This window comes from Aeromicrobium sp. P5_D10, from assembly GCF_054049535.1.
Map to the genome: position 1 here is coordinate 1 of NZ_JBFUME010000027.1, position 812 is coordinate 812.

General features: G+C 59.2%; 1 protein-coding gene. It reads right to left on the reverse strand.

Annotated elements, in window-relative coordinates:
* Positions 1–812 (reverse strand): ABC transporter ATP-binding protein (locus ACXJKC_RS21735; protein ID WP_456698846.1); only part of this gene is annotated, 812 nt, incomplete at both ends.

Consider the following 812-nt stretch of genomic DNA (forward strand, 5'->3'; position numbering starts at 1 on the left):
GGTGGGGTGACGCCGTTCTCGCGGCACCACGCGCCCGGCGCCCGCTGACCACGACGTTCACGACCATCAGAGGTCTCCAACTGCAACGGCACCGGCGGCAGAGCCGGCATCGCGATACCGGCCTCGGACGCCAACTCATCGGCATCCTTCTCCTCCGACATMCCGATCGGACCAACGGTCTGCGCGTTCAGGAACTGCGCCACGACCGGCTCATCAGAGGTCARCAGCATCTCGCGCGGACCGAACATCGCCAAATGCTTGTGATACAACAACCCGATATTGTCCGGCACCCGACGGGCCGTGTTGATGTCGTGAGTCACGATCAAGAACGTCGCATCGATCTGCGCATTCAGATCRATGAACAACTGGTTGATGTACGACGTRCGCACCGGATCCAAACCAGAGTCAGGCTCATCGATCAACAAGATCTCCGGATCCAACACCAAAGCCCGCGCCAGACCAGCACGYTTGCGCATCCCACCAGARATCTCACCCGGAAGCTTGCGYTCGGCACCGACCAGACCCGTCAACTCCATCTTGTCCATCACGATCGTGCGGATCTCGGACTCAGACTTACGCGTGTGCTCCCGCAACGGGAACGCCACATTGTCGAACAGATCCATCGACCCGAACATCGCACCGTCCTGGAACAGCACCCCGAACAGTTTGCGGATCTCGTAAAGCTCTTTCTCCTTGCAGTTCGCGATATCRACACCCTCGATGAAGACATGGCCCTCATTGGGCTTCAGCAACCCGATCAACGTCTTCAAGAACACCGACTTACCCGTGCCCGACGGACCCAACATCACCGA